Raw genomic sequence first — 23,026 nt, 5'->3', positions numbered from 1 at the left:
ACATGCTTGATGCAGCTAAGCCGGCGGAGCACGCCCTCGACGCGTTATACCGTGATCATGGCGGTTGGCTGGAAGGCTGGCTGCGACGGCGCATGGGCAATGCCTGGGATGCCGCCGACCTGCGCCAGGATACGTTCCTGCGCGTACTGTCCAGCGCCCAGTCGCTGGCCGACCTGCATGAACCGCGCGCCTACCTGTTGACGGTGGGCAAGCGCTTGTTGAGCAATTTCTACACGCGCCGCCATCTGGAACAGGCTTATCTCGACGCGTTGGCCAGCCTGCCCGCCGAATGCGTGCCGTCTCCAGAGCAGCGGTGGCTGCTGCTGGAAACCCTGCAGGCCCTGGACGAGTTGCTCGATGGCCTGCCGCCGGTGGTGCGTCGGGCGTTCCTGTGGAGCCAGCTCGAAGGCCTCGGTTATCGCGAGATCGCCGAGCGCCTGCAAGTCTCCGAACGCACCGTGAAGCGTTATATGGCCCAGGCCTACGAACATTGCCTGTTGGTGGACTTCTGATGCGCCAGGCTCCGTCGGCCGAAGCCCGTGAAGTCGCCCGGGCGGCGGCCCGCTGGCTGGCGCTGATCGAGTCAGGCGCCGATGAATTCGATCATGGCGCGCTGCAGCGCTGGCGCGAAAGCAAGGCCGAGCATGAAGCGGCCTGGCAAAAAGCCCAGCGCCTGCGCCAGCGGTTTGCCGAGGTGCCGTCATCGTTGGGCCTGGCCACCCTGGATCGTCCCGCACTGTCCCGTCGCAGCGTACTCAAGCGCGCGTTGGGTGTCGCCGCGCTGGTACCGACCGCGTGGTTGCTGGGACGTGAACTGCCGCTGGACGCCTGGCGCGCCGACCTGCACACCGCCACCGGGGAACGCCGTCGGTGGACGCTGGCCGGTGGCAACGTTTTGCAGTTGAACACCGATAGCGCTGTCGACCTTGACCTTGAGGCGCGCCGCCTGATGCTGCTGCGCGGCGAGATCGCGCTGAAAGTCGTCGACGTCCCCTTGGCGGTCCAGCTGCCCTACGGTGAGGTGAGCGTCGGCCGAGGCGAAGTCTGTATTCGGCTGGATCAACGCAACTGCCGGGTTTCGGTAGTCAGCGGCGCGGTGCAACTGCAACCTGCGCAAGGGCCAGCGCTGAGGCTCGAAGAAGGCCAACAGGTCGACCTGAGTGCAACTGGCGCGGCTGCGACCAGCACCTTCGACGCCGGGCAGATGGGCTGGCGTGAAGGCGTGCTCGTGGCGCAGAACCAGCCGCTGGGGGATTTCCTTCGGGAGCTGGACCGCTATCGCCCCGGCGTGTTGCGCTGGGACGAAGGGCTGGAAGCGCTCCGCGTCACCGGCAGCTTCCGCCTGGAAAACACCGACCGGATCCTCGCGCTGCTCTCGGCCAGCCTGCCGCTTGAGGTGCACATGCGTACCCGCTACTGGGTCACCTTGACGCCGCGAAAAAATATCGCCTGAAGCCTGTCCCCTTTTTTTGTCTCGCTTGTCATTCAAGGCAACTGAACAAAAAACGAGAGTTGCTCCAATGCCCGCAGCAGTATCTTTACGTTTTCGTCCGGCCCTTGCTGGCTGGCGCCCGTTGCTGAACCTGAGCCTCATGCTGAGCCTGAGCTCCGGTGCGTTTTTCATCTCGCCCAGCCAGGCCGAGGAAAGCGCCCGGCGCAGCTATCAGGTTCCCGCCGGCAGCCTCGGCGCCGCGCTGACCCGGTTCGCCGGCCAGGCTGGCGTCAACCTCTCGGTGGACCCGGCCCTGGTGAGCGGTCGCAACAGTGCCGGGCTCGCTGGCGAGTTTGGCGTGGAGGAGGGATTTGCCCGGCTGCTGCAGGGTTCTGGCCTGCAGCTGCAGCCAGTAGGGGAACAGGCCTACATGCTCACTCCTGCGGCGCAAGGCAGCAGCCTGCAACTGGCGCCGACCTCGATTTTCGGCGCCACCGGCGCGACGCAAGGCGATCCCTACGCAGGGGGACAGGTGGCACGGCGTGGATCCCAGGGCTTGCTCGGCTCCCGTGACTTCATGGAAACGCCGTTCAGCATGACCACCTACACGGGGGAGACGGTCAAGAATCTGCAAGCCCGGACCCTCGGTGACCTGGTCGCCAGCGACCCCTCGGTGCGCGCCACCAACCCGGCGGGCGGGCGTTATGAGCAATTCACCATTCGTGGCTTGAGCCTGTTCAACAGTGACGTGGCCTACAACGGCCTTTATGGCGTGCTGCCGACTTATACAATCGACATGGAGATGGCCGATCGCGTCGACATCCTCAAGGGCCCGACCCAACTGATCAACGGGATCTCGCCACGAGGCAGCGTCGGCGGCGGGATCAACGTAGTGCCCAAGCGGGCCACCGACAAGCCGATCACGTCCCTGACCGGCAGCTATGCCTCCGACAGCCAGCCCGGCGCTGCCGTGGATGTCGGCCGCCGTTTTGGCGAGGACAACCAGTTTGGCGTGCGCTTCAACGGCGTCAAGCAGGCCGGCGATACCGACTGGGATCATCAGCGCGTGGATCGCCAGATGGCCGTGCTGGGCCTGGACTTTCGTGGCGAGCGCCTGCGTCTTTCTACCGATATAGGCCACACCGAGCGTGACACCGACGCACCGCAGGAGCGCGTCCAGGTCGGCGCCGCCGCGCCGGTACCGCATGCCAGCGATGTGCGACGCAATTACGCGCAGCATTGGAGCAAGGCGCGTACCGAGGACACCTTCGGCGCTGTGAACGGCGAATTCGACGTCAGCGATTCGGTCGTGCTCTACGGCGGTGTCGGGGCGCGTAAAAGCAACCACGACTTTCTGCGGCACAACGTGTCGGTCACTAATGCGGCCGGCGATTTCACCGTGTCGCCCCGCGACTTTACCCGGGACGAGAATGTGCGGACGGCCAATGCCGGGGTGCGCAACTGGTTCCAGACCGGCCCGGTGAGCCACGAGCTGAACCTGGCGGCCAGTTATTTCTACATGGATTTCGAGAACGGCGGCGCCCGTTATGCCAACGGGCGCAGCAACCTCTATGACCCGGTGCCGACACCGACGCCGAACACCCCCACACGGCCGGACCCGAAGGTCTACACCGAGAACCACTTCAGCGGCGTGGCGCTGTCCGACACCCTGGGGTTCTTCGATGACCGCCTGCTGCTGACCCTGGGCGCCCGCTGGCAGCGGGTGGAAGTTGACGACTGGTCCGATGGGATCAAGGGTCCCACCGCCTATGACGAGGAAAAAGTCTCGCCGTCGGGCGGCATCCTGTTCAAGGCCACCGACAAGCTGTCCCTCTATGCCAACTATATGGAAGGCTTGAGCCAGGGCAAGATCGCGCCGACGTCCTCGGACAACAGCGATGAAATCTTCCCGCCGTTCATCAGCCGCCAGGTCGAGGTCGGCGCCAAGTACGATGCCGGCGCGCTGGCCGTTACCGCCGCCGTGTTCCGGATCAAGCAACCGGCCTATGCCACCGACGCCACGACCAACGTCTTCGGGCCGAACGGCAAGCGCGAGAACACCGGCGCGGAAGTCAGCGTATTCGGTGAACCGGTCAAGGGATTGCGCCTGCTCGGTGGCGTGATGTACATCGACAGCGAACTGACCGACACCACCAACCCTGCGTTTGACGGCAACCGCGCGCCGGCGACACCGGAGTACAACGTCAACCTGGGCGCCGAATGGGATGTGCCGACTGTGCAGGGGTTGACCCTGACCAGCCGCGGCATCTATTCCAGCTCGCAGTACCTGGACCCGTCCAATACCAAGGAAATCGATTCCTGGGAGCGGTTCGACGTTGGTGCGCGGTATGCCTTCAAGGTCGATGACAAGCACATCACCTTGCGCGCCAATATCGAGAACGTGGCGGACAAGCGCTATTGGAGTTCGGCCGGGGCTTCGGACGACAGCGAGCCGGGGCTGACCCTGGCGACGCCGCGCACTTACCTGGTGTCGGCGACTGTCGATTTCTGACCGGAGCTGCTGTTTATCCTGTGGGAGCGATCAGCCATGAAATTCTGGTCGCCCAATCCAACTGTGGGAGCGAGCCTGCTCGCGAAGAGGCCGGTACATTCAACATCTTATTGACTGTGCCACCGCTTTCGCGAGCAGGCTCGCTCCCACAGGGGATGCATTGGCATTTTAAAAAACGATATCAGCCGTCGCGAAACAAGTCGTGGGCATCCAGCAGCCGCCAGGCGATTTCAGGGCGTTTCTCCAACCCCCGACGGATCGCCGCCGGAATCGACTGGCGGATCTTGCGGCACAGGCCTGGCTGCTCCTGGAATTCGATAGCAATGCCGCGCATGGTCCGCACTTCGTTGTAACCCGGCTCGATGGTCACCCGTACGCCGAGGTTCTCATACAGCCGCTGCTGCAAGCGTTCAAGCTCGTCCAGGCTCTGGATGTTTTCCAGTCGCTCAAGCAGGCGTTTTTCTTCCTGGCGATTCAGGCAAAGGATGCGCAAATCGCTGCCTGGCGTTTGCAGCAACGCATCACGCCCGCAATCACAGACGCCGGGCGGGCAGGGGGGACGGATCGGCATCGACGCGGTCATGGGCTCCACAAGTTCTGCGACACAACAAAACCGCCTTTGGGCGTAGGGACGACCCCGGCAATGTGATGCCTCGCGGCGCGCTGGTCAACCCTCCACAGGGGCCGCTTGTCCGCGTCCGGATAGGGGCCGCTCGTCTGTTTTGCCGCAATCCGATCAAATTTTTCAGCACCGCGCGGGCTCAAGAAGACAAACACGTCGCGGCTCGCTCCGATAGCTGGGCCGCTCCTGGAAAAAGGAGAACCCATCGTATGCAACCCGATCCGTCCACCTTACCGCTGCTGGAAGAATTGCTGATGGCCCGTGGGCCCGGCGGGCAGGAGCATGAAGTGCGCGACATCTGCCTGCGGGAACTGCGGCCGCATTGCGACGAGACCCGGGTCGACCCGGCCGGTAATGTCATCGGCCTGATCAAGGGCACACACCCGAGCGGCGAGGCGAACCAGCCCATCCGGATCATGGCGCACCTGGACGAAATCGCCATGCTGGTCAAACGCATCGAGCCGGACGGCACATTGCGCGTGGTGGCCCTGGGCGGCGCCAATCCGATCAATTTCGGGGTGTGCCCAGTGGACATTCTCGGCGACCGGGATTTCATTCCCGGCGTACTGTCGTTCGGATCGATGCACAGCACCGGTGAAACCCATCAGGGCGCCGATGTGCTGTCGGGGAGCGTCAATTGGGGCGATGTCCATGTGATCACCCGGTGCTCCGGTGAGCAACTGCAAACGCACGGCGTGCGGCCCGGTACCCGGGTAGTGCTGAGTCAGCATTGGCGACGTCCGTTCCGGGTCGGCGATGCCATCGCGGCGCATTTCCTCGACGACCGCGCGCCGATGGTCGCGACATTGCAAGCCGCAAGGTTATTGGCTGAGCGCCGCGAAGAACTGGCAAACGACGTTTATCTCGTCTTCACCACGCAAGAGGAAGAGTCCAATGCCGGAGCGCTTTATGCCGCCAGCCATCTGCCGGGGGATGCCACGGTAGCGGTTGAGGTGGGCCCGATCATTTCCGAGTACGCTACCCGACTGAGCGTCGATCCGATCATCAACACTGGCGATAAAAACGGTTGCTACAACCGCGAGATCGTCGACCAGCTGTACCAGGCCGGCAAACGTCGCGGGTTGACGCCTCAGTTCGCGCTGCTGGTGGATTTTGCCAGTGACGCCAGCGCAATCATGAGCAGCGGCATGTCGGCCCAGGGTGGCTGCATCGCCATTCCGACTGAAAACACCCACGGTTACGAGCTGATTCTGGAAGGAAGTATCGAGGCCTGCGCGGTAACGTTGCTGGAATTCCTGCTGGATCGCGGCCACGACTGACACGCCATTTGCCAATGTGGGAGCGAGCTTGCTCGCGATAGCGGTGGGTCAGCCAACGGAAATATCGACTGTGCCATCCCATCGCGAGCAAGCTCGCTCCCACAGGGGCTTGTGTTACAGCCCCAATTCGGACAGCCCCGGATGATCATCCGGACGACGACCCAGCGGCCAATGGAATTTACGCTCGCTTTCCTTGATCGGCAGGTCGTTGATGCAGGCGTAGCGATTGAACATCAAGCCATTCTCGTCGAACTCCCAGTTTTCGTTGCCGTAGGAGCGGAACCAGTTGCCTGAGTCGTCGTGCCATTCATAGGCATAACGCACGGCGATGCGGTTGTCGGTGAACGCCCAGAGTTCCTTGATCAGCCGGTAGTCCAGCTCCTTGGCCCATTTGCGGGCCAGGAAGGCCTTGGCTTCTTCCCGGCTATGGACGAACTCGGCGCGGTTACGCCACTGGGTGTCGAGGGTGTAGGCCAACGATACCTTCTGCGGATCACGAGAGTTCCAGCCGTCTTCGGCCAGGCGAACTTTCTCGATCGCTGTTTCACGGGTGAACGGCGGCAGCGGCGGGCGAACTTCAGCAGAGGACGACATGGTTAAGCTCCCGATAAATGAATGATGAATTGCACTATTGCCTGTCTCAACGGCAGTCTGTCTCAACGACGGTCTTGCGATACGCGTGTTGCTTATTCGATAGCCAGCAGGGTTTTCAGAACGTGCTGTGCCTGATCGGCTGCATTGTGATCGCCCATGACCAGTGCAACGGTGATGGCCCCATCGATCAGGATAAGCAGCTTCCCCGCCAGCACTTGCGGTTGCTCGATGCCTTGATCGCTGCACAGGCGGGTTACATAGTCGAGCAGCTTCTGTTTGTGCATCTTTGCAACCTGGCGGACCGGGTCCTGCGGGTCGCCGGTTTCGCCGCTGGTGTTGATGAAGGCGCAACCGCGAAAACCTTCGCTGTCGAACCAGCCCTTGAGCACCGGAAACAGGTTCAGCAACCGCGCGAGCGGCGTCGGCGCCTTGTCCACTTCGCTGCAGAACCAGTGCATCCAGCGTTCATCGCGGCGCTTGAGGGCGGCGACAACCAGGTCCTCCTTGTTGGCGAAGTAGCGGTAGATGCTTTTCCTCGAGACGCCGGCGGTTTTCACCAAAAGGTCCATGCCGGTGGCGGCGATGCCACTTTTGTAGATCAACTTTTCGGCGACATCGAGGATGATGTCGCGTGTTTCATTGCTAGTGATTTCGTTCATGTCTCGAACAGTAGAACGATCGTTCTCCTTGGTCAATTGTTTTTTCGTCGCGAAGGGGAGGCCCAAACCCGCGCGTCATGGTGTAAGCTCATCCGTTCTTCGGATTCGACCTTTTGCGAGCCCTATGCCGTCGCTTTTCAAACGCTCCCTGCTGCCCAAGCTGCGCAGCTTTCCACTCACCGCCGAGGCTGTGACCATCCTCGACGGCGCCGCCGAGTTTCGCCGTTGCCTGCTGGAGAAAATTGCCCAGGCGACCCAGCGCATCTACATCGTCGCGCTCTACTTGCAAGAGGACGAGGCCGGCCAGGAAATCCTTGATGCCTTGCATGCCGCCAAAGCCGCGCGCCCCGAGCTGGACATCGCCGTGGTGGTGGACTGGCTACGGGCCCAGCGCGGCCTGATCGGCGCCAAGAAGCAGCCGGGCAACTCGGCGTGGTACCAGCAGCAGACCCGCGTCCATGACAGCGAAGTGCCGATCTACGGCGTGCCGGTGCAGACTCGCGAGCTGTTCGGCGTGCTGCACTTGAAAGGATTTGTGATCGATGATTGTGTGCTCTACAGCGGCGCGAGCCTGAACAACGTCTACCTGCACAAGTTCGACAAATACCGCTACGACCGATATCACCTGCTACAGAACAGCGCGCTGGCCGACTCGATGCATCATCTGGTGCAACATGGCCTGATCGCATCCAGGGCGGTGCATCGCCTTGACCTGCCGAACCTGCCCAGCACCCGCAGCTTGCGCAAGGACATCGGCGACCTGCGCAGCCGCCTCAAATATGCAACCTATGACACTACCGCCGGCAGCCTCGATAAAGACGGCCTGTCGGTGAGCCCGCTGCTGGGCGTCGGCAAGAATAATCCGCTGAGCAAGGCGATCAGCGAGCTGATCGCCAGCAGCCGTCAGCAACTGACCATCTGCACGCCCTATTTCAACCTGCCGCTGGCCGTGACCCGGGACATCAACCGTGCCCTGGCGCGCGGGGTACGGATCGACATCATCGTCGGCGACAAGACCGCCAACGATTTTTATATCCCGCCCAGCGAGCCGTTCAAGATCATTGCGGCGTTGCCCTATCTGTACGAGATCAGCCTGCGCCGCTTCGCCAAGCGGCATCAGCGCTACATCGACAGCGGCCAGTTGAACCTGCGTTTGTGGCGCGACGGCGATAACACCTACCACCTCAAAGGCATGTGGGTCGACGAGCGCTACACCTTGCTCACCGGCAACAACCTCAACCCGCGGGCGTTTCGCCTGGATCTGGAAAACGCCCTGTTGCTCGACGATCCCAAAGGGGAGTTGCTGGGGCCGCGGCAGGCTGAGCTGGAGCGGATCTATCAACACACCCGGCGGATCGAACGCTACCTGGACCTGGAGACCCTGCCGGACTATCCCGCCGCGGTGAGCAAGTTCCTGAAACGGGTCAGCCGGGTGCGAATAGAGCGACTGCTTTACCGGATCCTGTGAACCGCCGCGCCATGTCGGAAAAAGACACCATCTCCATCCAGCTGGTGCGCGAGGCGCTGCTGCAAAGCTGCGCCCCTGGAGCCGCTACCGAAGAAGTCCTGAGCAAGGTCGGTATCGACCCTGCATGGCTCGACGAGCCCCAGGCGCGCGTGCCGGCCCACGCCTATGCGCGACTCTGGCGCCTGCTGGCAAGGCGGCTGGATGACGAGTTCTTCGGCATGGACCCGCGCAAGCTCAAGTCCGGCAGCCTGGCCTTCCTGTGCCAGTGCGCCATGGCCCAGCCGACGTTGGCGACCGGGTTGACGGCGGGTCTGGGTTTCCTCTCCTTGATGCTTGAACACCTGCCGGCGCAGTGGGTTCGCCAGCAAAGCCTGGCGGAAATCGTCCTGCTCGAAGACGACCAGGACCCGCGCCGGGCCTTTACCTATTTCACCTATTGGATGATCGTCCATGGCGTGGCCTGCTGGCTCGCCGGGCGGCGCATTCCAATCCTGTCCGTCGAGTTGCGTTGCCCGGCGCCGGATTTCTGCGATGACTACCGCGTGATGTTCTCGCAGAACCTGCGCTTCGACCGGCCCCGTACGCGGATGATCTTCTCCGCCGACTGCCTGGACCTGCCCATCCGCCGCAGTCCGGAGGAGCTCAAGCGCTTTCTGGCCCAGGCCCCGGCGAACATCCTGGTCAAATACCGCGACCCGCAAAGCCTCGCCAGCCGTATCCGCCATGATCTGCGCCAGCTGCCCGCCGAGCAGTGGCCGGAAACCGAGGCCCTGGCGCAACAACTCTGCGTTTCCGCATCGACCCTGCGCCGCCGCCTGGCGGATGAGGGCCAGACTTACCAGGGCCTGAAAGACAGTGTGCGCAAGGAGCTGGCGATCGCCTGGCTGGCCGAACCCTCCATCAGCTTCGTCGAGATCGCCGCGCGGCTGGGTTTTGCCGATGCCAGCTCGTTCTACAAGGCGTTTCGCAAGTGGTCCGGGTCCAATCCCGGGCACTATCGCAGCCTGATTCTCAACGAGGCTGACTGATCCGGATTTGTTGTTGAATGGGCTGCCGTCTTCGCGAGCAGGCTCGCTCCCACATTGGAATATTGGCTGTCCCATGTGGGAGCGAGCCTGCTCCCGAAGAGGACCTCACTGACAACACATCCCCCGAACCATGGCCAAACCAGTCAAGCAACTTGAAAGCTTTGACCATTGCCCCGCAGCCCCTTCGGCGCGAGTATTTCCCTGCTATTCACGGTTCCCCCACCAATAAAAAGTACAGAGGGATTCTGGTCATGCGCGATTATTCGTCCGCCACGTCGCAGTTCGATTACCTGCACACCGCCAATGCCGCTTTGCACGGTTCGCTCGAGGCGCTCAACGCCTGCGTGGAATGTTGCGACCGGCATGCCTTGCCGGGGCGCATTGCCTTGTTCTGGGAGGGGCGTGACGGCAGCGATGCGACGTGGACTTACCGTGGCCTGCAGGACAACGCGGCGCGTTTCGCCAACTTCCTGCGCGCCCAAGGTGTTGGCAAGGGTGACAAGGTCGCCGGCCTGCTGCCGCGCAATGCCGAACTGCTGATCGTGGTGCTCGCCACCTGGCGTATCGGCGCGGTCTACCAGCCCCTGTTCACCGCATTCGGACCCAAGGCCATCGAGCACCGCCTCGGCAGTTCCGGCGCGCGTGTGGTGGTCACCGACGCCAACAACCGGCCCAAGCTCAACGAAGTGCTCGGGTGCCCCACCATCGTTACGGTCGGCGGGGCGAAGGGCCAGGGCATCGTCCGCGGCGACTACAGTTTCTGGGCCGAACTGGCCAACCATTCCGACCAGTGCGAACCGCTGATGCTGACCGGCGAAGATCCGTTCCTGCTGATGTTCACCTCAGGCACCACCGGGCCGGCCAAGGCACTGTCGGTTCCGCTCAAGGCCATCGTCGCATTCCAGAGCTACATGCGTGACGCCGTGGACTTGCGCCCCGAAGACGCGTTCTGGAACGTCGCTGACCCGGGCTGGGCCTACGGCATCTATTTCGGCGTGACCGGGCCTCTGGCGCTTGGGCATCCGATCACTTTCTACGATGGCCCCTTCACGTTGGAAAGCACCTGCCGGGTGATCAACAAATACGGCATCAGCAACCTGGCGGGCTCACCAACGGCCTACCGTTTGCTGATCGCTGGCGGCGAGCAGTTCGCCCGCTCGATCCAGGGCAAGCTGCGCATCGTCAGCAGCGCCGGCGAGCCGCTGAACCCGGAAGTGATCCGCTGGTTTGCCGAGAACCTGAACGTGGTGATCCATGACCATTACGGCCAGACCGAGCTGGGCATGGTGCTGTGCAACCACCACGGCCTCGACCACCCGGTGCATTTGGGCGCGGCCGGTTTTGCCTCGCCGGGCCACCGCATCGTGGTGCTGGATGAAAATCAACGGGAGTTGGGGGTAGGGCAGCCAGGCATTCTTGCCGTCGATCGCAGCCAGTCGCCGATGTGCTGGTTCGCCGGTTACGAAGGCGGGCCGACCAAGGCGTTCGTCGGCGATTATTACTTGAGTGGCGATACCGTCGAATCCAACCCCGACGGCAGCATCAGCTTCGTCGGCCGCAGCGATGACGTGATCACCACGTCCGGCTATCGCGTTGGCCCGTTCGACGTGGAAAGCGCGCTGATCGAGCACCCGGCCGTGGTGGAAGCCGCGGTCATCGGCAAACCCGACCCTGAGCGCACCGAGCTGGTGAAAGCTTTTGTGGTGCTCAGCGCTCAGTACCGCGCAGCGCCGGAGCTGGCCGAAGAATTGCGCCAGCATGTGCGCAAGCGCCTGGCGGCCCATGCGTACCCCCGTGAAATCGAATTTGTCAGCGACTTGCCGAAGACCCCCAGCGGTAAGTTGCAGCGCTTTATCTTGCGCAACCAGGAGATCGCCAAGGCTCAAGAGGCCGTGGCGCAGAACGTTTCAGCTTGAATCCAAGGAAACCATGATGCAGATCGACAACAAGATTTTCCTCGTCAGCGGCGGTGCTTCCGGCCTCGGCGCGGCCACCGGCGAAATGCTCGTCAAGGCCGGCACCAAGGTGATGCTGGTCGACCTCAACGCCGATGCGGTGGCCGCCCAGGCGCAAAAGCTCGGTTGCCGGAGCGTGGTCGCCGACATCAGTAACGAAGCGGCCGCAGAAGCGGCAGTCAAGGCCACGGTGGATGCGTTCGGCGGCTTGAACGGTCTGGTCAATTGCGCCGGTATCGTGCGCGGCGAGAAGATCCTCGGCAAGAACGGCCCGCACGCACTCGAAAGCTTCAGCCAGGTGATCAACGTCAACCTGATCGGCAGCTTCAACCTGCTGCGCTTGGCTGCAGCGGCCATCGCCGAAACCGAGGCCAATGCCGACGGCGAACGCGGGGTGATCATCAATACCGCCTCGGTAGCAGCTTTCGACGGTCAGATCGGCCAGGCCGCCTACGCGGCGTCCAAGGGCGCGATTGCCAGCCTGACCCTGCCAGCCGCCCGTGAACTGGCGCGCTTCGGTATCCGCGTAATGACCATCGCGCCAGGGATCTTCGAAACCCCGATGATGGCCGGCATGACGCCGGAAGTACGTGACTCCCTGGCCGCCGGCGTGCCGTTCCCGCCGCGCCTGGGCAAACCCGCCGAGTACGCCGCGCTGGTCCGGCATATCATTGAAAACAGCATGCTCAACGGCGAGGTGATCCGTCTCGACGGCGCCTTGCGCATGGCCGCCAAATAGGAGGATTTGTCATGTCCAACGATCCGATTGTCATTGTCAGCGCCGTCCGCACCCCGATGGGCGGCTTCCAGGGCGAACTGAAAAGCCTCAGCGCGCCGCAGCTGGGTTCCGCCGCCATCAAGGCCGCCGTGGAGCGGGCCGGCATTTCGCCACAGACGGTTGAAGAAGTGCTGTTCGGTTGCGTGCTTGCCGCAGGCCAGGGCCAGGCACCGGCACGCCAGGCGGCGCTGGGCGCCGGGCTCGACAAATCGACCCGCTGCACCACGCTCAACAAGATGTGCGGTTCAGGCATGGAAGCGGCAATCCTCGCCCACGACATGCTCGTCGCCGGCAGCGCCGAGGTGGTGATGGCTGGCGGAATGGAAAGCATGTCCAACGCGCCGTACCTGCTCGATCGTGCCCGCAGCGGCTTGCGCATGGGCCATGGCAAGGTGCTTGACCATATGTTCCTCGACGGCCTCGAAGACGCCTACGACAAGGGCCGCCTGATGGGCACTTTTGCCGAAGACTGCGCCGAGACCAACGGCTACAGCCGTGAAGCTCAGGATGCCTTCGCCATCGCGTCCACCACCCGTGCCCAGCAGGCGATCAAGGATGGCAGCTTTGACGCCGAGATCGTGCCGGTGCAGGTCATGGTCGGCAAGGAACAGGTCACCATCCGTCACGACGAGCAGCCGCCCAAGGCGCGGATCGACAAGATCGCCACGCTCAAGCCGGCGTTCCGCGACGGTGGTACGGTGACGGCGGCCAACGCCAGCTCGATTTCCGATGGCGCCGCCGCCCTGGTGCTGATGCGCCAGAGCCAGGCGCAGCAGCGCGGTCTGAAACCGCTGGCGGTGATTCACGGCCACGCCGCGTTCGCCGACGCCCCGGGCCTGTTTCCCACGGCACCGATTGGTGCGGTGAAAAAACTGATGAGCAAGACCGGCTGGTCGCTGGACGAGGTCGATCTGTTCGAAGTCAACGAAGCTTTCGCCGTGGTCGGCCTGGTGACCATGGACAAGCTGGAAATTCCCCACGACAAGGTCAACGTCCACGGCGGCGCCTGTGCCCTTGGCCACCCGATCGGCGCATCCGGCGCGCGAATCCTCGTGACGCTGCTCTCGGCCCTGCGCCAGAAAGGCCTCAAGCGCGGCGTCGCGGCGATCTGCATCGGCGGCGGCGAAGCCACCGCCATGGCCGTCGAATGCCTGTACTGAGGAATCACAATGCTTGCGACTGAAGAACAGACCCAGATCCGCGACATGGCCCGGCAATTCGCCCAGGAGCGCCTGAAGCCGTTCGCCGCCGAATGGGACCGTGAGCACCGCTTCCCCAAGGAGGCCATCGCTGAAATGGCCGAACTGGGCTTTTTCGGCATGCTGGTGCCGGAGCAGTGGGGCGGCTGTGACACCGGTTACCTGGCCTATGCGATGACCCTGGAGGAAATCGCTGCCGGCGACGGTGCCTGCTCCACCATCATGAGCGTGCACAACTCGGTGGGCTGCGTGCCGATCCTCAAGTTCGGCACCGACGAGCAAAAGGCCCGTTTCCTCACGCCGCTGGCCAGTGGCGCGATGCTCGGCGCTTTTGCCCTGACCGAGCCCCAGGCTGGCTCCGACGCCAGCAGCCTGAAGATGCGGGCGCGGCTGGAGGGCGATCATTACGTGCTCAACGGGTGCAAACAGTTCATCACGTCCGGGCAGAACGCCGGGGTGGTGATCGTGTTTGCCGTCACCGATCCGAGCGCCGGCAAGCGTGGCATCAGTGCGTTCATCGTGCCCACCGATTCGCCGGGCTACAGCGTCGCGCGGGTCGAGGACAAACTCGGCCAGCATGCTTCCGATACCTGCCAGATCCTTTTCGAGGATGTGAAGGTGCCGGTGGCCAATCGTCTCGGTGAGGAGGGTGACGGCTACAGGATCGCCCTGGCGAACCTCGAAGGCGGGCGAGTCGGCATCGCGGCGCAGTCGGTGGGCATGGCCCGCGCGGCGTTCGAAGCCGCTCGCGACTATGCCCGTGAACGGCAGAGCTTCGGCAAGCCGATCATCGAGCATCAGGCCGTGGCGTTCCGCCTGGCCGACATGGCGACCCAGATCGCCGTGGCGCGGCAGATGGTGCACTACGCCGCCGCGCTGCGCGATGCCGGCCAGCCGGCGCTGGTAGAAGCGTCCATGGCCAAGCTGTTCGCCTCGGAAATGGCCGAGAAGGTCTGTTCCATGGCCTTGCAAACCCTCGGTGGCTACGGTTACCTCAACGATTTCCCGCTGGAGCGCATCTACCGCGACGTGCGGGTCTGTCAGATCTACGAAGGCACCAGCGACATTCAGCGCATGGTCATTTCGCGCAACCTTTGAACAGGAGTCCCGCATGAGCTACGAAACGATTTTATTGGAGATCAAGGACCGTGTTGGCCTGATCACTCTCAACCGTCCCCAGGCGCTGAACGCCCTGAATGCGCAGATCGTCAGCGAGCTGAACCAGGCACTGGATCGCCTGGAGGCGGATCCGAAGATCGGCTGCATCGTCCTGACCGGCTCGAAAAAAGCCTTTGCCGCCGGCGCCGATATCAAGGAGATGGCCGAACTGACCTATCCGCAGATCTACCTGGACGATCTGTTCAGCGACAGCGACCGGGTTGCCAATCGCCGCAAGCCGATCATCGCGGCGGTGAACGGTTTTGCCTTGGGCGGCGGCTGCGAACTGGCCCTGATGTGCGACTTCATCCTGGCCGGTGACAACGCCAGGTTCGGCCAGCCGGAAATCAATCTCGGCGTGCTGCCGGGCATGGGCGGCACCCAACGCCTGACCCGTGCGGTGGGCAAGGCCAAGGCCATGGAAATGTGCCTGACCGGACGTTTCATCGATGCGGTGGAAGCCGAGCGTTGCGGCATCGTGGCGCGCATCGTTCCGGCTGACGAGTTGCTGGACGAAGCCCTCAAAACCGCGGCCTTGATCGCCTCCAAATCGGTGCCCATCAGCATGATGATCAAGGAGAGCGTCAACCGAGCCTTTGAAGTCAGCCTGTCCGAGGGTGTGCGTTTTGAACGCCGGGTATTCCACGCGGCGTTCGCCACGCTGGATCAGAAAGAAGGCATGGCGGCGTTCGTGGCCAAACGCGCGGCGGAGTTTCAAGACAAGTAATGCGACGTTGAACCGATCCCCCGTGGCGAGGGAGCTTGCTCCCGCTCGGCTGCGCAGCAGTCGCAAAACCGGTCAATGCGATTCACCTGGAGAAATGCAGGGGCCCGCTTCGCAGGCCAGCGGGAGCAAGCTCCCTCGCCACAGGGGATGGTCTCCAGGCTGACGCTTCCCCTGAGCCCTGTGGGAGCGAGCTTGCTCGCGAAGCTTTTGGCGTTACACCAGGTAGTGCCTGAGCTCCCGAGCAATCACCATCCGCTGAATCTCGCTCGACCCTTCGTAGATCTGGGTGATCCGCGCGTCGCGGTAATAGCGCTCCACCGGGTAATCCTCAAGATAGCCATAGCCGCCATGGATCTGAATCGCCGAGGAGCAGACCTTCTCGGCCATTTCCGAGGCGAACAGCTTGGCTTGCGATGCTTCCGACAGGCATGGCTTGCCGGCGCTGCGCAGCCGCGCGGCATGCAGGATCAGCAGGCGAGCGGCGTTCAGGCGGGTGTGCATGTCGGCCAGCAGATTGGCGATGCTCTGGTGTTCGATGATCGGTTTGTCGAACTGCACCCGATCCCGGGAATAGGCCAGGGCCGCTTCGAATGCCGCACGGGCGATGCCCAGGGCCTGGGCGGCGATGCCGATGCGCCCGCCTTCGAGGTTGGACAGGGCGATGGCCAGGCCCTTGCCCCGTGCGCCCAGCAGGTTGGCTTCAGGAATGGTGCAGTTGCTCAGCGTGACGGCACAGGTGTCCGAGGCACGAATGCCCATCTTGTGTTCGGTGCGGTCAACGATGAAACCGGGCGTGTCGGTGGGCACCAGGAACGCCGAAATGCCTTTTTTGCCAAGGTCCGCATCCGTCACGGCAAACACGATCGCCAGCTTGGCGCGCTTGCCATTGCTGACGAACTGCTTCGCGCCGTTGATTACCCATTGACCATCTTTCAGTTCCGCCCGCGTACGCAGGTTGTGCGCCTCGGAGCCGGCCTGTGGTTCGGTCAGGCAGAAGCAGCCGATGGCCTGGCCGCTGGCGAGATCCGCCAGCCAGGTCTGTTTCTGCTCATCGCTGCCGAAATTCAGCACCGGCCCGCAACCTACGGAGTTGTGGATGCTCATCAGTGCTCCAGTAGCACCGTCACCTGCCGAGATTTCCTCCACCGCCAGGGCATAGGCCACGTAGTCGACATAGGTACCGCCCCATTCCTCGGGCACCACCATGCCCAGCAGGCCCAGCTCGCCCATTTTTGCCACCAGCCCATCGTCGATCCAGCCGGCTTTTTCCCAGGCCTGGGCGTGGGGCGCGATTTCACCGCGGGCGAAATCACGGGCCATGTCGCGGATCATCACTTGTTCCTCGGTCAGCTCAAGGTCGTGCATATTCAGTTCCCGTGGTAGTCGAAGCCGTCGAAAAAACTCGCCACATGGTCGGCGTCCAGCGCCTCCAGGGTCGGTGGGTTCCAGCGTGGGTTCTTGTCTTTATCGATCAGCAGGGCACGTACGCCTTCGATCAGGTCGCCGCGCGTGAACCATTGCCGGTCCAGGTGCAGCTCCAGGGCAAAACAGTCTTCCAGGCTCAGGTGCCGGCCGCGTCGCAGCATTTCGAGGGTCACCGCCATCGCCAGGGGTGAGCGGGTTTCCAGCAGCTCGGCGGTCTTCAGCGCCCATTCGTGGCTGTTGGCGACCGTGACCTGGCGCAACTGCTCGACCATGCTTGGTACATCCGGCAGGGCGAAGAAATGATCGATCACCGGCCGCAAGTCGGCCAGGGGCGGGGCAGGCAACTGTTGGACCGCCATTTTCGCCAGCAGGCTTTGCAGGTCCTTGAGCGGTGAATCGCGCCAGTCCAGGCGGTCGAGACGTTCATCGAGCTGGGTGATTTTCTGGCTGTCGAGATACCAGTCGGCCAGCCCGCAGTACAGCGCGTCGGCAGCGCGGATCTGCACCCCGCTGACGCCCAGGTAGATACCCAGTTCACCGGGAATGCGCGGCAGGAAATAGCTGCCGCCGACATCCGGGAAATAGCCAATGCCGACCTCGGGCATGCCCAGTCGGCTACGCTCGGTCACCACCCGCAGATCGGCGCCTTGCACCAGACCCATGCCGCCGCCCAGCACGAAGCCGTCCATCAAGGCGAGGATCGGTTTGCGGTAATGGTGGATGGTCAGGTCGAGTGCATATTCCTCGACGAAGAAGTCTTCGTGCAGGGTGTCGCCCTGCTTGTGGCTGTCGTACAGCGAGCGGATATCGCCGCCCGCACAAAACGCCTTGTCGCCGGCACCGCGCAAGACAACGGCGCGGATCTGCGAATCGGTGGCCCAGCTATCGAGTTGCTGCTGCAAGCTGCGCACCATGCCCAGGGTCAGGGCATTCAGGCCGGCGGGGCGGTTCAGGGTCAGGTGGCCGATGTGGTTGCGAACGTCGACCAACACCTCGTAGGGCGCGGTTTCGATGCTGCCCGCAGCTTGGGATGAAACCTGAACTGTCATCGCTAACTCCCTGCTTTTATTGTTCTTTATAAATTTTTAAGCGCGTACCCGGTCGGGATCGTAACAGCGCAAATTTGCATTGCACAACCGGGATACGTGCAGGTCCTGTCTGCATATTTATAGCAGCCACAGGCTCAGCCGCGACCCGACAGCACCTCCGTGATGCTGCGACGCTTGGCATGCCGCTCGCTTGCGTGGATCAATTGTTCGAGATCTTCGGGGGTTACGTCGAAGAATGCTTCCATTTCCTCAAGCGCAAGTTTCAAGTCTTCGGCGGTGATCGCCTGGCGATCGATGGGGGGATGGTCGGCGGGAATCACCGCTGCCGGCTCGCTGGCTCGCTTGGGATAGCGCACCCGCGTGAAGTTGTTGTAGGCCAGCGCGAAGACGAGCAGGCCGGAGCCGGCCAGCATGGCGGCGCCAAGCGCCTGCCAGTCGAGGGCGACGATGGATGCGTCCGCCAGCACCAGCGTCGCCGCCAGGGCGCCGGCCGGTGGATGCAGGCAACGCAGCCAGCACATCAGCACCAGCGCCATGCCGGCCGCCAGGCATGCGCTACCCAGCGTGCGGCCGAGCACATGGGCGACCAGCAACGCCACGACCGACGCGCACAGATAACCACCGAAGATCGACCAGGGCTGGGCCAGGGCACCCGATGACACCGCAAACAACAGCACGGCCGAGGCGCCGAGCGGGCCGATCAGGTGTTGCGCCACTTCAAGACCGAATACCTGGCCACAGAGCCAGACACTGAACATTGTTCCAAGGGCCATGCCGATGGCGGCGCGACTCCATTCGGTGGGGCGGGTATTGATAGCAGCGGGGAACCAGCGAGCAAACATCAAGCAAACATCCAAAAAACGAACAAAAAAAGGGGCTTACGGGAGAATCCCTGAAAGCCCTTTAAGTGTTCCAACAGTTGGGGGAGGAACAGCGCACAGTGTGCCGCTCGCCAACCCAGCTTACAAATTCATATTAATGCTGGTTGAGTGCATTTATTTTGAAGCTATGCGTTCAAGCACTTCTGGCTCGCGGCCACGCCCGCTGCGCGATGGGTAATTCGCAGGATTGCCCCCGGCCCATCGGGATGCGCGCTCGCAGGATGTCGCCGGTGCCCGGGATGTTGCAGTTCACTGACAGTTCGCCGGGGCCTCGCTTGCCACCAACCGGTACGGCGCCGGCAGTTGCCCCACGTAGTCGTCCACCACTTCCCGCGTCAGGCTGACGATGTCTTCGACCCGCTCCATGCCGGCGCCGGTCCGCCAACTGGCGACGATGTCCATCACCGACGGCAACGGCACGCCGTCCACCAGCGTCAAGCTGCCCTGGTTCAATTCGCCTACCACCAGCGCCGCCGGCATGGCGCCGATACCAAAGCCGTCACGAACCAGGCGGGTGATCGCCGAGGCGGAGTTCACGCAATTGATCCGCGGCGAGACGATATTGGCCGAGTGCAGCATGTTCAGGAGGTCCTGGTGGGGCCGGGAGTTGCGCGAGAAGGTCACGATGCGCTCCTGGGACAGTTCGTCCAGCGATGCGTAGTGGCGGTCAAAGGATGAGCCGCTGCGCACCACCCAGTGCATCGGATAACGCGTCAGGAGCGCATTGCGCACGCTGTCGAGGCGCAGGATGTCGGTCTGGAAAATGATGTCCTGGTAGCCTTTCTCCAGTTGCGTGCACAGGTTGCTCGCGGTGTCGGCCGACAATTCGATTTCCAGCGCCGGGTAGCATTCCATCAGGCGCGTGACCAACGGGCTGAGCCAGGTATGGATCACCGTGTCCATCGCGCCGATGCGAATCCGCCCGCGTACCTGGCGCGGGTCCTTGATCACGGCTTTCATGCTGTGCATGGTGTCCATGATGCGCTCGGCGTACTCCAGCACCCGCTGGCCTTCGGAAGTCAATGACACGCCCTTGGAATCACGCACGAACAGACGCACGCCCAACTCGTCTTCCAGAGCTGCAATCCGGCTGGAAATCGACGCCTGGGTGGTGAACAGCTTTTCCGCCGTGAGGCGAAAGCTCTTCAGGCGGGCGACCCAGACGAAGGTTTCCAGAAACTTGATATTCATGGGCGGCGGCTCCTGAAACGGGCGGGGCAAGGTATTGGATTGTCCGGGAGCGCCGGTGATCAACCGGTCCTGCAATTCCTGGACGAGAGGTATTGGACCACGTCTTCAAGCGCCCTTGAATCCGGCACCTCGCCGAGGACCGCAGCGGCGTCGCACCACGGATATTCCAGACCCGACACCCAGGCCATGACTTCCGTAAGCTCGGCTGGCGGCAGGGTCTTCATGTGTTCGATGGTTATCGTGAGCCCCTCGGACAGCCCGGACTCGGCGCTGAATCGCCAGTCGTAGCGGCCACAACCGACCCTGACCTCACCGTTGTGTTTGTCCGACATCGCGACCAACCATTTGCACTCGTAGGTGCGCACGTTGGCGTGAGGAGGGCTGCCCAGGCAGAACGTGTAGACGTTTTCGAACGCCTGGTTGAACCGGCTCACCAGCACGTCACCCATCGCGCCACGACCTTCGACATGCTCCGGGAAGGCGATGGAGCCGGTGCGGACCACCATGTTCAGGACTGCGCCCTGGATGAAGGCCTGGTCCAGCAGGTGAGGGCGGTTGCCGTCCTTGGCGCGGATGTAATGTTCGATTGATCGCTGCGGGCTGTTCATCAGATCTCCATTTCAGGTCGGGTATCACAACGCGCTGTTCAAAACGTCGGTCACCAGCATACAACCCGGTGCGTGGGTGATGCACAGCGGCGGTCGCGAAGCCTGCACCACCGATTGCGGCGTCACGCCACAGGCCCAGAACACCGGGACCTCGTCGGCTTCCACCGGCACCGCGTCGCCATAGTCCGGCCTGTCCAGGGAATCAATGCCGATCAGCGACGGATCACCGATGTGGACCGGGGCGCCATGGACGCTGGGCATGCGTCCGGTGATCTGGATCGCCTGGATCGCCGCGGCGGCCTTCATCGGGCGCATGCTCACGACCATTTTGCCAGACAGGCGCGCGGTGGGGCGCGTGTCGATGTTGGTGCGGAACATGGCAACGTTGCGCCCCAGGTCAATGTGCCTCAGGCGTATACCGGCCTCCAGCAAGGGTTGCTCGAACGAGAACGAGCAGCCGAGGGCGAAGGTCACCATGTCGTCCTGCCACAGGTGTTCGATGTCCATCGGCTCTTCGCTCAACTCGCCGTGACGAAAGACCCGATAGCGCGGTACTTCGTGGCGGATATCGATGGGCGCGCCGAGGTTGCGCAGGAACGGATCCCCCGGTTCGCTCACGTCCAGCACCGGACACGCCTGGCGGTTGAGCGTGCAGTAGCGCAGGAATTCGTCGGCCCAGTCACCCGGCAGGATCACGATGTTGGCTTGCACCCGGCCCTGGCCCAGGCCGCTGGTGTGGCCGTGGTAGCGACCGGCCGCGATGTTCTGGCGCAGGGCCTGGGGTGAACACTGCTGCAGTTGTTCGAATGTCAGGGCGGACGGCGGCATCTGAGATCTCCATTGGTTTTTTGTTAGAGCTCCTTTGTAGAAGCCCCGGACGACGGCGTCCAACAAGGAAAACTGGTACCCCCTGACAACAAAAAGTTATCCGACGGTCGAGGCAGCGAAGTCAGATCAATTGCGACCCGCCATGCATCAGATTTTCTTATGCCCGAGCCGACTTTTTTCCCGTTTGACGCTGTCCGGCGCCGGTGGGAAGAATCTGCCTCGACGTCAATGTTGTTCGCTTGAGCAATCGAGCTCCCTCGCCACGAGGACCAGTTTTGCCTGGGCAGACAGCTGAGGACGTCGTTCCAAGACACTGCCCCAAACAATAAGCGAGGCGCGCCAGCCGTCCCCGACGGGAACACTCGCGCCCATAAAAAAGGAGCACGCCATGTACCGTTTCATCGCTAATCACTTCAACCGTAAACCCGTGGGCACTTTGCTCGGCCTCGGTCTGATGAGCGCGTCGAGTGCTCACGCCGATTTCATCAGCGACAGCAAAGCCAGCCTGGAAGCCCGCAACTTCTATTTCAACCGCGATTTTCGGCAGGAGGGCGCGCGGGACAAGGCCGAGGAGTGGACGCAAGGCTTTCTGTTGCGCATCGAGTCGGGCTACACCGCCGGGACCTTGGGTTTCGGGCTGGATGCGTTGGCCATGGCCGGTTTCAAACTGGATTCGGGCGGCGGCACGGCAGGCACCAATTTGCTGCCGGCAGACTCGTCCGGGGGTTCCCAGGACCGCTACGGCGAACTTGGCCTGACCGCGAAGGCACGCTTGTCCAACAGCACCCTGAAAGTGGGCACCCTGCAAATCAAGGACCCGGTGGTCAATTCCAACGATACGCGCCTGCTCCCCGGGACCTTCAAGGGCGGGCTGTTGAGCGTGCAGGAAGTCGACCGCCTGAAGCTGACCGCCGGGCAGCTTACACAGATCAATTTCGTCGATTCCACCCACTATCAGGACATGACGGCCAACCGCATTGGAGGCATCAGCGACCGCTTCCAGTTCGCCGGAGCGGACTACCAGTTCCTGCCGAATCTCACGGCGCAATACCGCTACGGCAAACTGGAGGACATCTACCAACAGAACTACCTGGGCTTGGTCCATAGCCTGGACCTGGGCGCGGGCCAATCATTGAAAAGCGACGTGCGTTATGCCCGCAGCACCGAAGACGGCAGCTTCCGCGCTATCGACAACCAGGCGTTCGGCGCGATGTTCACCTATAGCCTCGATGGGCACGCGCTGGGCCTGGGTTACCAACGCATGAGCGGCGACGACCCATTTCCCTACATCTCGCGCAGCGATCCGTATCTGGTCAACTTCGTCCAGATCGGTGATTTTGCCAATGTCGACGAGCGCTCCTGGCAGGCCCGTTACGACTACAACTTTGCCGGCCTCGGCGTGCCGGGATTGACGTTCATGACTCGCTACATCCGTGGCGACAACGTGCAACGCAGCGCGCCGGGTGAAGGCAAGGAATGGGAGCGCAACAGCGATATCGCCTACGTGATCCAGGACGGCACGTTGAAGGGGCTGGGGCTCAAATGGCGCAATGCCTCGGTGCGCTCGAACTTTGGCAATGACCTGGACGAAAATCGCCTGATCGTCAGTTACACGATGGCGCTGTGGTGACG

21 protein-coding genes are annotated in these 23,026 nt (G+C 62.8%); 12 read left to right on the top strand and 9 right to left on the bottom strand.

The window, feature by feature from the left end:
- Window positions 1-2: 2 nt before the first annotated feature.
- The 3 genes from J3P86_RS14065 (at window position 3) to J3P86_RS14055 (ending at window position 3,944) form a co-directional block, all read left to right on the top strand.
- Window positions 3-512, top strand: coding sequence for a sigma-70 family RNA polymerase sigma factor (locus tag J3P86_RS14065; protein ID WP_434568353.1), 510 nt, complete (start codon window positions 3-5; stop codon window positions 510-512).
- Window positions 512-1,453: a FecR domain-containing protein gene (locus tag J3P86_RS14060; RefSeq protein WP_434698214.1), complete on the top strand. Its 942-nt coding sequence runs from the start codon at window positions 512-514 to the stop codon at window positions 1,451-1,453. Before J3P86_RS14065 ends, J3P86_RS14060 begins: the two co-directional genes overlap by 1 nt.
- A 67-nt stretch (window positions 1,454-1,520) precedes the next feature.
- A complete protein-coding gene (locus tag J3P86_RS14055) occupies window positions 1,521-3,944 on the top strand; it encodes a TonB-dependent siderophore receptor (protein ID WP_434698213.1) in 2,424 nt (807 codons plus the stop codon).
- A 181-nt stretch (window positions 3,945-4,125) separates the two neighbouring features.
- Here the strand turns inward: J3P86_RS14055 and J3P86_RS14050 are convergent, their stop codons facing one another.
- On the bottom strand, window positions 4,126-4,527 hold the full coding sequence (locus J3P86_RS14050) for a hypothetical protein (protein WP_434568356.1): 402 nt from the start codon (window positions 4,525-4,527) through the stop codon (window positions 4,126-4,128).
- Window positions 4,528-4,775: 248 nt separating this feature from the next.
- On the opposite strand from J3P86_RS14050, the gene J3P86_RS14045 reads away from it, so the two are divergent.
- Window positions 4,776-5,846, top strand: coding sequence for a M42 family metallopeptidase (locus J3P86_RS14045; protein ID WP_434698212.1), 1,071 nt, complete (start codon window positions 4,776-4,778; stop codon window positions 5,844-5,846).
- A 114-nt stretch (window positions 5,847-5,960) separates the two neighbouring features.
- Here J3P86_RS14045 and J3P86_RS14040 read toward each other — a convergent pair whose 3' ends face one another.
- Together J3P86_RS14040 and J3P86_RS14035 are read right to left on the bottom strand one after the other, a co-directional pair.
- On the bottom strand, window positions 5,961-6,440 hold the full coding sequence (locus J3P86_RS14040; RefSeq protein WP_434630968.1) for a DUF1348 family protein: 480 nt from the start codon (window positions 6,438-6,440) through the stop codon (window positions 5,961-5,963).
- A gap of 92 nt (window positions 6,441-6,532) precedes the next feature.
- On the bottom strand, window positions 6,533-7,099 hold the full coding sequence (locus J3P86_RS14035) for a TetR/AcrR family transcriptional regulator (RefSeq protein ID WP_434657821.1): 567 nt from the start codon (window positions 7,097-7,099) through the stop codon (window positions 6,533-6,535).
- Between the two features lie 124 nt (window positions 7,100-7,223).
- On the opposite strand from J3P86_RS14035, the gene pssA reads away from it, so the two are divergent.
- From pssA to J3P86_RS14000, 7 genes are all read left to right on the top strand, one after another.
- Complete coding sequence (pssA, locus tag J3P86_RS14030) at window positions 7,224-8,567, top strand: CDP-diacylglycerol--serine O-phosphatidyltransferase (protein ID WP_434698211.1); 1,344 nt, start codon at window positions 7,224-7,226, stop codon at window positions 8,565-8,567.
- Window positions 8,568-8,578: 11 nt separating this feature from the next.
- Window positions 8,579-9,595, top strand: coding sequence for an AraC family transcriptional regulator (locus J3P86_RS14025; RefSeq protein ID WP_434568361.1), 1,017 nt, complete (start codon window positions 8,579-8,581; stop codon window positions 9,593-9,595).
- A gap of 251 nt (window positions 9,596-9,846) precedes the next feature.
- The gene (locus tag J3P86_RS14020) at window positions 9,847-11,511 is read left to right on the top strand and encodes an AMP-binding protein (protein ID WP_434698210.1); all 1,665 of its coding nucleotides are present in this window, start codon (window positions 9,847-9,849) and stop codon (window positions 11,509-11,511) included.
- 16 nt (window positions 11,512-11,527) lie between these two features.
- A complete protein-coding gene (locus J3P86_RS14015) occupies window positions 11,528-12,289 on the top strand; it encodes an SDR family NAD(P)-dependent oxidoreductase (protein ID WP_434698209.1) in 762 nt (253 codons plus the stop codon).
- An 11-nt stretch (window positions 12,290-12,300) separates the two neighbouring features.
- Entirely contained in the window at window positions 12,301-13,488 is a 1,188-nt protein-coding gene (locus tag J3P86_RS14010) for an acetyl-CoA C-acyltransferase (RefSeq protein WP_434698208.1), read from the top strand.
- A gap of 9 nt (window positions 13,489-13,497) precedes the next feature.
- On the top strand, window positions 13,498-14,625 hold the full coding sequence (locus tag J3P86_RS14005) for an acyl-CoA dehydrogenase (protein ID WP_434698207.1): 1,128 nt from the start codon (window positions 13,498-13,500) through the stop codon (window positions 14,623-14,625).
- A 13-nt stretch (window positions 14,626-14,638) separates the two neighbouring features.
- Window positions 14,639-15,412: an enoyl-CoA hydratase gene (locus J3P86_RS14000; protein ID WP_434698206.1), complete on the top strand. Its 774-nt coding sequence runs from the start codon at window positions 14,639-14,641 to the stop codon at window positions 15,410-15,412.
- A gap of 213 nt (window positions 15,413-15,625) precedes the next feature.
- Here the strand turns inward: J3P86_RS14000 and J3P86_RS13995 are convergent, their stop codons facing one another.
- The 6 genes from J3P86_RS13995 to J3P86_RS13970 form a co-directional block, all read right to left on the bottom strand.
- Window positions 15,626-16,777, bottom strand: a complete 1,152-nt coding sequence (locus tag J3P86_RS13995) for an acyl-CoA dehydrogenase family protein (RefSeq protein WP_434698205.1) — start codon at window positions 16,775-16,777, stop codon at window positions 15,626-15,628.
- A gap of 2 nt (window positions 16,778-16,779) precedes the next feature.
- Window positions 16,780-17,886, bottom strand: a complete 1,107-nt coding sequence (locus tag J3P86_RS13990) for an enoyl-CoA hydratase/isomerase family protein (protein WP_434698204.1) — start codon at window positions 17,884-17,886, stop codon at window positions 16,780-16,782.
- Window positions 17,887-18,020: 134 nt separating this feature from the next.
- Window positions 18,021-18,728 carry an HPP family protein gene (locus J3P86_RS13985; protein WP_434698203.1) on the bottom strand — a complete coding sequence of 236 codons (708 nt, stop codon included), beginning with the start codon at window positions 18,726-18,728 and terminating at the stop codon, window positions 18,021-18,023.
- A 288-nt stretch (window positions 18,729-19,016) separates the two neighbouring features.
- The gene (locus J3P86_RS13980; protein WP_434698202.1) at window positions 19,017-19,958 is read right to left on the bottom strand and encodes a LysR family transcriptional regulator; all 942 of its coding nucleotides are present in this window, start codon (window positions 19,956-19,958) and stop codon (window positions 19,017-19,019) included.
- A 59-nt stretch (window positions 19,959-20,017) separates the two neighbouring features.
- Entirely contained in the window at window positions 20,018-20,566 is a 549-nt protein-coding gene (locus J3P86_RS13975) for a hypothetical protein (RefSeq protein WP_434631005.1), read from the bottom strand.
- Window positions 20,567-20,590: 24 nt separating this feature from the next.
- Window positions 20,591-21,394 (bottom strand): putative hydro-lyase, encoded by an 804-nt coding sequence (locus J3P86_RS13970; RefSeq protein ID WP_434698201.1) that lies wholly within the window; start codon window positions 21,392-21,394, stop codon window positions 20,591-20,593.
- Window positions 21,395-21,782: 388 nt separating this feature from the next.
- On the opposite strand from J3P86_RS13970, the gene J3P86_RS13965 reads away from it, so the two are divergent.
- Window positions 21,783-23,024, top strand: coding sequence for an OprD family porin (locus J3P86_RS13965; protein WP_434698200.1), 1,242 nt, complete (start codon window positions 21,783-21,785; stop codon window positions 23,022-23,024).
- Window positions 23,025-23,026: the final 2 nt, after the last annotated feature.

Source organism: Pseudomonas sp. D1-1 (genome assembly GCF_051132225.1).
GTDB lineage: Bacteria > Pseudomonadota > Gammaproteobacteria > Pseudomonadales > Pseudomonadaceae > Aquipseudomonas.
This window is presented reverse-complemented; position numbering and strand designations above follow the sequence as displayed.

Coding starts and splice junctions, on each gene's coding strand:
- pssA (WP_434698211.1), top strand. CDS start 7,224: ATGCCGTCGCTTTTCAAACGCTCCCTGCTGCCCAAGCTGCGCAGCTTT.
- J3P86_RS14050 (WP_434568356.1), bottom strand. CDS start 4,527: ATGACCGCGTCGATGCCGATCCGTCCCCCCTGCCCGCCCGGCGTCTGT.
- J3P86_RS13990 (WP_434698204.1), bottom strand. CDS start 17,886: ATGACAGTTCAGGTTTCATCCCAAGCTGCGGGCAGCATCGAAACCGCG.
- J3P86_RS14005 (WP_434698207.1), top strand. CDS start 13,498: ATGCTTGCGACTGAAGAACAGACCCAGATCCGCGACATGGCCCGGCAA.
- J3P86_RS14060 (WP_434698214.1), top strand. CDS start 512: ATGCGCCAGGCTCCGTCGGCCGAAGCCCGTGAAGTCGCCCGGGCGGCG.
- J3P86_RS14020 (WP_434698210.1), top strand. CDS start 9,847: ATGCGCGATTATTCGTCCGCCACGTCGCAGTTCGATTACCTGCACACC.
- J3P86_RS14025 (WP_434568361.1), top strand. CDS start 8,579: ATGTCGGAAAAAGACACCATCTCCATCCAGCTGGTGCGCGAGGCGCTG.
- J3P86_RS14015 (WP_434698209.1), top strand. CDS start 11,528: ATGCAGATCGACAACAAGATTTTCCTCGTCAGCGGCGGTGCTTCCGGC.
- J3P86_RS14045 (WP_434698212.1), top strand. CDS start 4,776: ATGCAACCCGATCCGTCCACCTTACCGCTGCTGGAAGAATTGCTGATG.
- J3P86_RS13995 (WP_434698205.1), bottom strand. CDS start 16,777: ATGCACGACCTTGAGCTGACCGAGGAACAAGTGATGATCCGCGACATG.
- J3P86_RS14035 (WP_434657821.1), bottom strand. CDS start 7,099: ATGAACGAAATCACTAGCAATGAAACACGCGACATCATCCTCGATGTC.
- J3P86_RS13980 (WP_434698202.1), bottom strand. CDS start 19,958: ATGAATATCAAGTTTCTGGAAACCTTCGTCTGGGTCGCCCGCCTGAAG.
- J3P86_RS14055 (WP_434698213.1), top strand. CDS start 1,521: ATGCCCGCAGCAGTATCTTTACGTTTTCGTCCGGCCCTTGCTGGCTGG.
- J3P86_RS14040 (WP_434630968.1), bottom strand. CDS start 6,440: ATGTCGTCCTCTGCTGAAGTTCGCCCGCCGCTGCCGCCGTTCACCCGT.
- J3P86_RS13975 (WP_434631005.1), bottom strand. CDS start 20,566: ATGAACAGCCCGCAGCGATCAATCGAACATTACATCCGCGCCAAGGAC.
- J3P86_RS14010 (WP_434698208.1), top strand. CDS start 12,301: ATGTCCAACGATCCGATTGTCATTGTCAGCGCCGTCCGCACCCCGATG.
- J3P86_RS13970 (WP_434698201.1), bottom strand. CDS start 21,394: ATGCCGCCGTCCGCCCTGACATTCGAACAACTGCAGCAGTGTTCACCC.
- J3P86_RS14000 (WP_434698206.1), top strand. CDS start 14,639: ATGAGCTACGAAACGATTTTATTGGAGATCAAGGACCGTGTTGGCCTG.
- J3P86_RS13985 (WP_434698203.1), bottom strand. CDS start 18,728: ATGTTTGCTCGCTGGTTCCCCGCTGCTATCAATACCCGCCCCACCGAA.
- J3P86_RS14065 (WP_434568353.1), top strand. CDS start 3: ATGCTTGATGCAGCTAAGCCGGCGGAGCACGCCCTCGACGCGTTATAC.
- J3P86_RS13965 (WP_434698200.1), top strand. CDS start 21,783: ATGTACCGTTTCATCGCTAATCACTTCAACCGTAAACCCGTGGGCACT.